At 32.5% G+C, this 7,058-nt stretch carries 8 protein-coding genes and 1 pseudogene; all 9 read right to left on the reverse strand.

Annotated elements, in window-relative coordinates; all coding sequences use genetic code 11:
- Positions 1–588 precede the first annotated feature (588 nt).
- On the reverse strand, positions 589–1,206 hold the full coding sequence (locus ACFSQS_RS15545) for a class I SAM-dependent methyltransferase (RefSeq protein ID WP_388021063.1): 618 nt from the start codon (positions 1,204–1,206) through the stop codon (positions 589–591).
- 181 nt (positions 1,207–1,387) lie between these two features.
- Positions 1,388–1,852: a DUF1572 domain-containing protein gene (locus ACFSQS_RS15550; protein ID WP_388021065.1), complete on the reverse strand. Its 465-nt coding sequence runs from the start codon at positions 1,850–1,852 to the stop codon at positions 1,388–1,390.
- Between the two features lie 329 nt (positions 1,853–2,181).
- The gene (arsB, locus tag ACFSQS_RS15555) at positions 2,182–3,279 is read right to left on the reverse strand and encodes an ACR3 family arsenite efflux transporter (RefSeq protein ID WP_388021067.1); all 1,098 of its coding nucleotides are present in this window, start codon (positions 3,277–3,279) and stop codon (positions 2,182–2,184) included.
- 4 nt (positions 3,280–3,283) lie between these two features.
- A pseudogene (locus tag ACFSQS_RS15560) lies at positions 3,284–3,917 on the reverse strand (arsenate-mycothiol transferase ArsC).
- 19 nt (positions 3,918–3,936) lie between these two features.
- On the reverse strand, positions 3,937–4,410 hold the full coding sequence (locus ACFSQS_RS15565; protein ID WP_388021069.1) for a DUF6428 family protein: 474 nt from the start codon (positions 4,408–4,410) through the stop codon (positions 3,937–3,939).
- A gap of 48 nt (positions 4,411–4,458) precedes the next feature.
- Positions 4,459–4,791, reverse strand: a complete 333-nt coding sequence (locus tag ACFSQS_RS15570) for an ArsR/SmtB family transcription factor (RefSeq protein ID WP_388021071.1) — start codon at positions 4,789–4,791, stop codon at positions 4,459–4,461.
- 418 nt (positions 4,792–5,209) lie between these two features.
- Positions 5,210–5,743 carry a hypothetical protein gene (locus ACFSQS_RS15575; RefSeq protein ID WP_388021073.1) on the reverse strand — a complete coding sequence of 178 codons (534 nt, stop codon included), beginning with the start codon at positions 5,741–5,743 and terminating at the stop codon, positions 5,210–5,212.
- A 165-nt stretch (positions 5,744–5,908) separates the two neighbouring features.
- A complete protein-coding gene (locus ACFSQS_RS15580) occupies positions 5,909–6,295 on the reverse strand; it encodes a peroxiredoxin family protein (protein WP_388021075.1) in 387 nt (128 codons plus the stop codon).
- 1 nt (position 6,296) lies between these two features.
- On the reverse strand, positions 6,297–6,899 hold the full coding sequence (locus ACFSQS_RS15585; protein WP_388021077.1) for a DUF4369 domain-containing protein: 603 nt from the start codon (positions 6,897–6,899) through the stop codon (positions 6,297–6,299).
- Between the last annotated feature and the right edge of the window lie 159 nt (positions 6,900–7,058).

Here is a 7,058-nt window from a genome sequence, read left to right on the forward strand (position 1 = left end):
GTACATTTTTTTATGTAATTGGCACTGTGCTGTAATTTTGTTTGTAAGTATGTAATTGTTTGCTTGGTAAATATTATTTACAGCTTCTTTTGGTTTCTTAGTTAAAATTTTTGTTTCGTACTTTTCTGCTTTTTAGCATTGGTAAATGCAATCAAGCTACTGTTATATAAAATCTCATTATTCCAATAATGGTAGAATTAAATTCTGTAGTAAATAACAAAGCCAAAGCAAGTGCAAAAATAACCGGTTGATATTTTGTAAAGAAGTTTGTAATAAGGTTTTTTTGTTTTATTGCGTTTAGTTCTCCGTTTTTATCAAAAATTAGATAAAAAACAGGATAAGCCCCTCTTAAAAAATGTGCCGACTTCCAAACACAAGTTTTTGTTTTTATTTCTTTGTTGTATTGTAAAAAAAAGCATCGTTTTTATGGTTTTTCAGAGTATTTCTTTTGGTCTGGGCAATTAATTTTTCGATACATTTTTTATTTGCCACATGGTTGTCTATAATTACAGTAAAGGTGTTTTGTATATGGTTTTGCTATCTGTTTAGTGAGCATATGGTGCAAATAAAGCATGATTAGACCAAGTTTTAAGCTGTTTTTTTTCCGATAAACCGAATCACGCTTGCTAAGCCATTGTGAAAATTTCCTTCGCTTAATTCTACAAGCTTTTCATCGAGTTCGATAATTTCAAAATCCCTAAAGGTTTCTTTTATTTCCTGTTTAGAAAATAGCATTCCCTTATCTCCAGGGCCACCAATTTTAGGATTTTTTTTTCGAAGTTCGAGATTGTTTATGCTAAAACCTTCTAAAATTATATAACCATTTGGTTTAATTAAATCAGCCAAGTCTTTGTGTAATTTTTCTTTTACCTTTTCTGGGAAATGGGCATAAATAAGGGCAAGGGAACCAAAACTGTTTTTTTTGAGGTTTAGTTGGCTTAGTTCTCCAACTCTATAATTAATTTTTACGCCTTCGGTGTGCGCCAATTGCATTGCCTTGGTTTTAGCTTCTTCGCTAATATCAAAAGCCAGAACATCTAATCCGTTTTTTGAGGCGTAAACGGCATTTCGTCCTTCACCTTCGGCAGGTAAAAGTATTTTACCAGAAAGGTTTAGTTTGTTGAGAGCGTCTTTAAAAAATACGTTGGGGCTTTTTCCGTATGCGAAATCTTTTGTTTTGTACCTATCGTTCCAAAATTCCTTCATGTAGTTTTAGGGTTTTCTGCATCATGCATAATGTGTTTGTATGCTTGGTTATGTGATTAATGCACTAAAGTTAGCAAATAAATTACAGATAGAATTTTCAGGGTTTACATTACTATAATTTGTTGATGTTTGAATTAATAGGGGGATAGTAATTTTAAAATCCTTTTTGTTGTAGGCAGTTTTATTTAATTTGTTTTTTTATGAGTTTAATTTGTCCGAGATGATAATAAGTGTGTTCAATCATTGCGTCAATATTACGGTAATATGTCCCATATTGTTTATCTATAAAGTCCGACAATATTTTTTCGTCTGACATTTTTTCAACAAGTTCGATAAATTCTTCTGAGTCAAGGCAAAACTTATTGATTAAATTTTGCCACTCTTGTTCTGATTTTACAGCTGGGTAATCAAAGCTATATTTGTCTCGTATATCAAGTGTTCCTCCCTTAAGAACTTTTTTAACTCCAGCTATATAGTAATCAATATGAAAAGTCAAATCAGCAATAGTGTTAAAATCATCTATTTTTTGAGTTGCTTGTTTCCAATCGAGGTCAATTATTTGTTCTTTGAAATTTGTGCCTAAAACCCATTTTCCTTCAGTAAAGATTTCTTTTAGTCGGCTAGCTAAATATTCGTTTAATTTCATGATAATAAATTTAATTTTTGGTTTTTGATTGCCACCGTGTTGCTGTTAGGCTAGTTAAATTGGCTAGCACTTAGCTTTGCAACTACGCACCAAGTTTGAAATTCTTGTGGAATTTCAAAAGTAGATAAAAACAAGCAATTACTTTGGCCGTTGTTGAGTGTGGATCACATACTTCATCTAAAAATTTTCCGTAACTCAATTTCGTTCTGTTTTAATTGCACCCAATGGTTCTCTTGTATATGAAAAGTAGCGGATTTTTAAGCACTAACTTTTCAGATAGCAATATACTTAATTAGAGGGAAAAGCGGTTCAGAATTGCATCTAAACCGCTATTTTTTATATACGTTGTTACCCACTGGCTTTTTTCGTTCAGTTTGTTTTTCAGCGTTGGCTTTTCCGTAATGTTTTTTTCTCAACCAAAAGGAAACACGAACCAATAAAATCAATGCAGGAACTTCCACTAATGGTCCAATCACACCTGCAAATGCCTGTCCTGAATTAAGTCCGAAAACAGCAATAGCAACAGCAATCGCTAATTCAAAATTATTTCCAGCTGCTGTAAATGCTACTGAAGTTGTTTTGTCATATTCTGCTCCTGTTGCTTTGGTAAAGAAAAATCCAATGATGAACATTAGTGTAAAATAAATAAGTAATGGAATCGCAATAATTACAACGTCCATTGGAATTTCTACAATCAGTTCTCCTTTTAATGAGAACATTACCACAATTGTAAATAACAATGCAATTAAGGTCATTGGCGAAATTGTCGGAATGAACTTTTTTGTGTACCATTCCTCTCCTTTTACTTTTACCAAAAGCAATCTACTCAAAATTCCCATTACAAACGGAATACCTAAATAGATGGCTACACTTTCTGCAATTGTACCGATTGAAATATCTACGATTGCTCCTTCAAACCCAAAGTAGGGTGGAAGAACAGTAATAAATATCCAAGCATAAAAACTGTATGCAAACACTTGAAAAATACTGTTTAATGCTACTAAACCTGCTCCATATTCGCTACTTCCTTCTGCTAGGTCGTTCCACACTAAAACCATCGCAATACAACGAGCCAAACCAATTAAAATGAGTCCAACCATATATTCTGGATAATCTCGTAAAAACGTAATTGCCAAAATGAACATTAAAACAGGACCAATTATCCAATTTAAAACAAGTGAAATAGAAAGGATTTTTGTATTTCTAAATACTTTTGGTAACAGTGCATAGTTAACTTTTGCTAAAGGTGGATACATCATTAAAATCAAACCGATTGCAATCGGAATATTGGTTGTTCCACTACTAAATGAGTTGATAATGTTTGGAAATGTTGGAATAAAATATCCAATTCCAACACCAAAAGCCATTGCCACAAATATCCAAAGTGTCAGATTTCTGTCAAGAAAACTTAATTTTTTTGAAGCCATTTTTTTAAGAATTTATTTGAGAAAAAACGTAAAACAGTTCAGTAGCAATTTGTAGACTTCTTTCCTTGTATTTTTCTGCTTGTTGTGGTGTGTTATCAAATGCTTTTGGGTCTTTAAAGGTTATTGGAATACGTTTTTCTGCACCTGCAATGAAAGGGCAACCACCATCAGCCTGTGAGCAAGTCATAATAGCTGCAAATTCAGATTTTGGGTTGAAATCGTCATCTAACTTTTTTGAAAACCCGATGATTGGATGTTCATTGCCAGCATATTTAATGCTGTAAATTGGGTTTTCGTTTTTTTGAAATGGGTTTTATTTGAAAACCCGAATTTTGCAATGTTTCAGCAACCATAGGAAAAAGTGCTGTTGCCTCTGTACCTCCTGAATAACAAAACACGTTTTTAATATTAAAATAGTTTGCCATTGTTTGAGCCCAAACTTGCGATAAATGACTTCTTCTTGAATTGTGAGTGCAAATGAAATTGATACGGATTTCTTTGTTTTCAGAAACTTTTGACTGAATAAAATCTACTAGCGGTTGTAAAACTTCTTTACGCTCGCTTGTAATTGTTTGAGGATTTAATCCTTTAATTACATTTTCTATTTCTGAAAACAGAATTGGTTTTGTTGTTATCATTTTTATAAGATTTATTCATTTAGCAACATCCAGAACCTGGAGCACAGCTATTTGTAGATTGTGTTTGTAATTCAGTTATTATTACTTTTTGTTTTTCAACAGGAATGCCACATTGGTCTTTAGCTAAACAGTCGGTTTGTTTATTGGTTAACAAGAAATTATGTCCGTCAAATCCAAGTCCGAATTTTCCAATCGTATCTGCTTGATATTCTACTTCAATTTCTAAATCTTCTATGTTTAGAACCTTTTCAGAAAGTTCAATGATATTCAAGAGTTTTTCAGGATGCAATCTATGGTCGTAGTCGTTTGCATTCCAAAGTTGGAAGTTTACAACTTCTTCGTTTCTTACAGTTCCACCACAATCGATAAAATGTTTTGTGATTTTACCAACTTCTGTTACGTGAAAGTGGCTTGGGACTAATTCTCCGTTTGGTAATTGAAAACCAATTGTTTCCAATTCTTTTAATACTGACTTTACTTGTGATAATTTCATAATTGTATTTGTTTATTGCGATTATACGATTAATTAATTCAAATTTTTTTAACAGCAATCTTGTTTTTCTGTTAAGTCTTGATTTAGGAATTCATTCATTATAGTTTTCATTGCTGTCCAATTTTCTGTGTGAATACAGTAACAAACACTGGTTCCTTCTACATTTCCTTTAATTAGACCTAAATGTTTTAGTTCTTTCAAATGCTGTGAGATTGTTGGTTGTGCTAATCCAATTTCGTTTACCAAATCTCCGCAAACACAAGAGTTCATTTTAAACAAATGTTGTAAAATAGCTACTCTTGCAGGATGTCCAAATACTTTCGCAAAAAGAGAAATTTCATTTTGTTGGTCGGTAAACATTTCGGTTTTGGCTAATCCCATTATTTTATTTATTAATTCATTGCAATATTACGATTAATATTTTAATGCCCAAAGTTTTTTTCCGTGGCTGGGCAAAAAACAGCTCTTTTATTTTTTTAAGCGTTGGAATTGAGCGTTGGCAAAAAATAAATGTGCTGTTTGTGCGGCTGGTTTTTAGCTTGTGGGTAACGTCCCGCGCAGCTGCTTCGCGGGACGTTCGGCGGTATGTGCCCGATAGGGCTAAATGCCGCCGAACGTGTTTATATATGGTTTGTTGCGTGAATTTAGCAACTAATTTAGTAAATAATTACAGACAAAGAAAATCCGAGAGGATTTTCGCAAGTAAGCAAGTAGCCAGCAATAAATTATATATTGTGTTGGCAAATCGCTTTTTTTCAGATTATTAATTTAAAAATTCAACATATTATGAAATTCAGATTTAGTTTAAAGTATCTTTTTGTATTTCTTCTTTTTTGTTCGATAATGGGTTCTCTACTCGGTTTTTTCGTTCATTCTTACTTTCGTCAGTCTGCCAAAATTCAAGAGTTAGAACAGTTATTAGAAAACTCAAAAAACTAATTATGATGGTGAAATACATTAATTTTCTCCCTATTTTGGATTCAAAAGTTTTAAGTTTTAATTCCAAGTCAAGTATTTTGTCTTGCTTATTTTCTCTTTCAGCCGACTTTTTCAAAGATTCCAAATATTTAAAATGTCCTCCAATTCTTTTTGCTTCTATTCCTTTTGGCTCAAGTCTTTCAGTAAACTCATTTGGACGATATTTTATATATTCACACTCAATCATAAAATCCATAACATCTTCAACGATATTAGTTTTGTCTTTATTCAAATCTATATTTGATAAGATAGAATTAAAATACATTGCAAGTTCATATTCTAAAGGAAACTCCTTTCCAATAGGAAGTCTAACAATTAATTCGTCAACTACTTTTTCAATTTCGCTTTTCGTCATTTTTCAGAGTGTGATTGGTAAGTGTTTCCCAACGTTTTTGTATATGAGCTGTGGCGTGTCTTGGCACGAACCTCTCCAAATAAAAACTGGCTTTGGAAAATCCGCAGGATTTTCCAAGAGGGGACTGACCAAGCCATAGCTTATATACGGTGTTGGCAACTGGCATTATTCCAGTATTTCTGTTAATTTTTGGTTCAGTTCTTCTCCTCTTAAATTTCTTCCAATTATTTCTCCATTTTCGGCAATTAAAAAATTGTCAGGAATTCCATTGATTCCATAAATTAATGACGCTTCGTTTCCGTCGCCTTTTAAGTCACTTACGTGTTTCCAGTTCAGATTGTCTTTTTCGATTGCCTTTAGCCAACTATTTTTGTCCTCGTCCAAAGAAACTGCGAATATTTCAAATCCTTTTGGTTTAAATTTCTCATAGGTTTTTACAAGATTTGGATTTTCTTTTCGGCAAGGACCACACCAAGAGGACCAAAATTCAAGAAGAACAGTTTTTCCTTTTATATCAGATAATTTTTGGGAATTCCCATTTTGGTCTGCCATTTCAAAATCCGCAAATTGCTCTCCTAATTTTTGGCTCTTTATTTAATTTGATATAATTCGCAATTTTTTGTCCGTATTTAGAATTTTTATTTGGCTCTGAAAATTGTTCAAAAAGTTCAGTCGTTTTCTTTTTTCCGAAAGTTGTGGAATATACGGCAAGCATTTTTGCACTTATAATACTGTTTGGATTGTTCTTAACAAATTCCATTTCCATTTTTAAACGTTCATCTCTTGGCAAAGTGTCCGCAACTCTGTATAAATCTTGGCTTAAATTTTCCGATTCTGAACCTGTTACATTAGCAGTCAAAAAATTTCCATTTGAGGCGTCAAATGTCATAGAATTTTCCTCTAACCATAGAAATCTATACGCAAAATTATCTTTCGTTCGTAAAACTGCTTGAATAGGCGAATAAGGCAATTTAGTTTTAAACTTAAAAGTGTTGTTTTCTATTACTGTAGAATCTTTAAACTCGTCATTTACTAAATAAATAACCATTCCGTTTTCAACGTCCTTTGTTTTTCCGTTTATTGAGAATTCCGTTTTTGGCTGTTCTTTACAGGAAAATATTAATAACGCTAAAATTCCAAATGTTAATTTCTTCATCGATGTTTGTTTTGCTTGTTGCCAACGTGTTCCTTTAGTTTGTAATAAATAACTTTATATAGAAAAAGAGGAGAACTATAACGTGTTTTAGAATTACAGATCCATGACACGTACGAGTCCTCTCTTTCTATAGAGTTGCAAAGAACCATTTGGAATACC

The sequence above is a fragment of the Gelatiniphilus marinus genome (genome assembly GCF_042684345.1).
Classification (GTDB): Bacteria; Bacteroidota; Bacteroidia; order Flavobacteriales; family Flavobacteriaceae; genus Gelatiniphilus; species Gelatiniphilus marinus.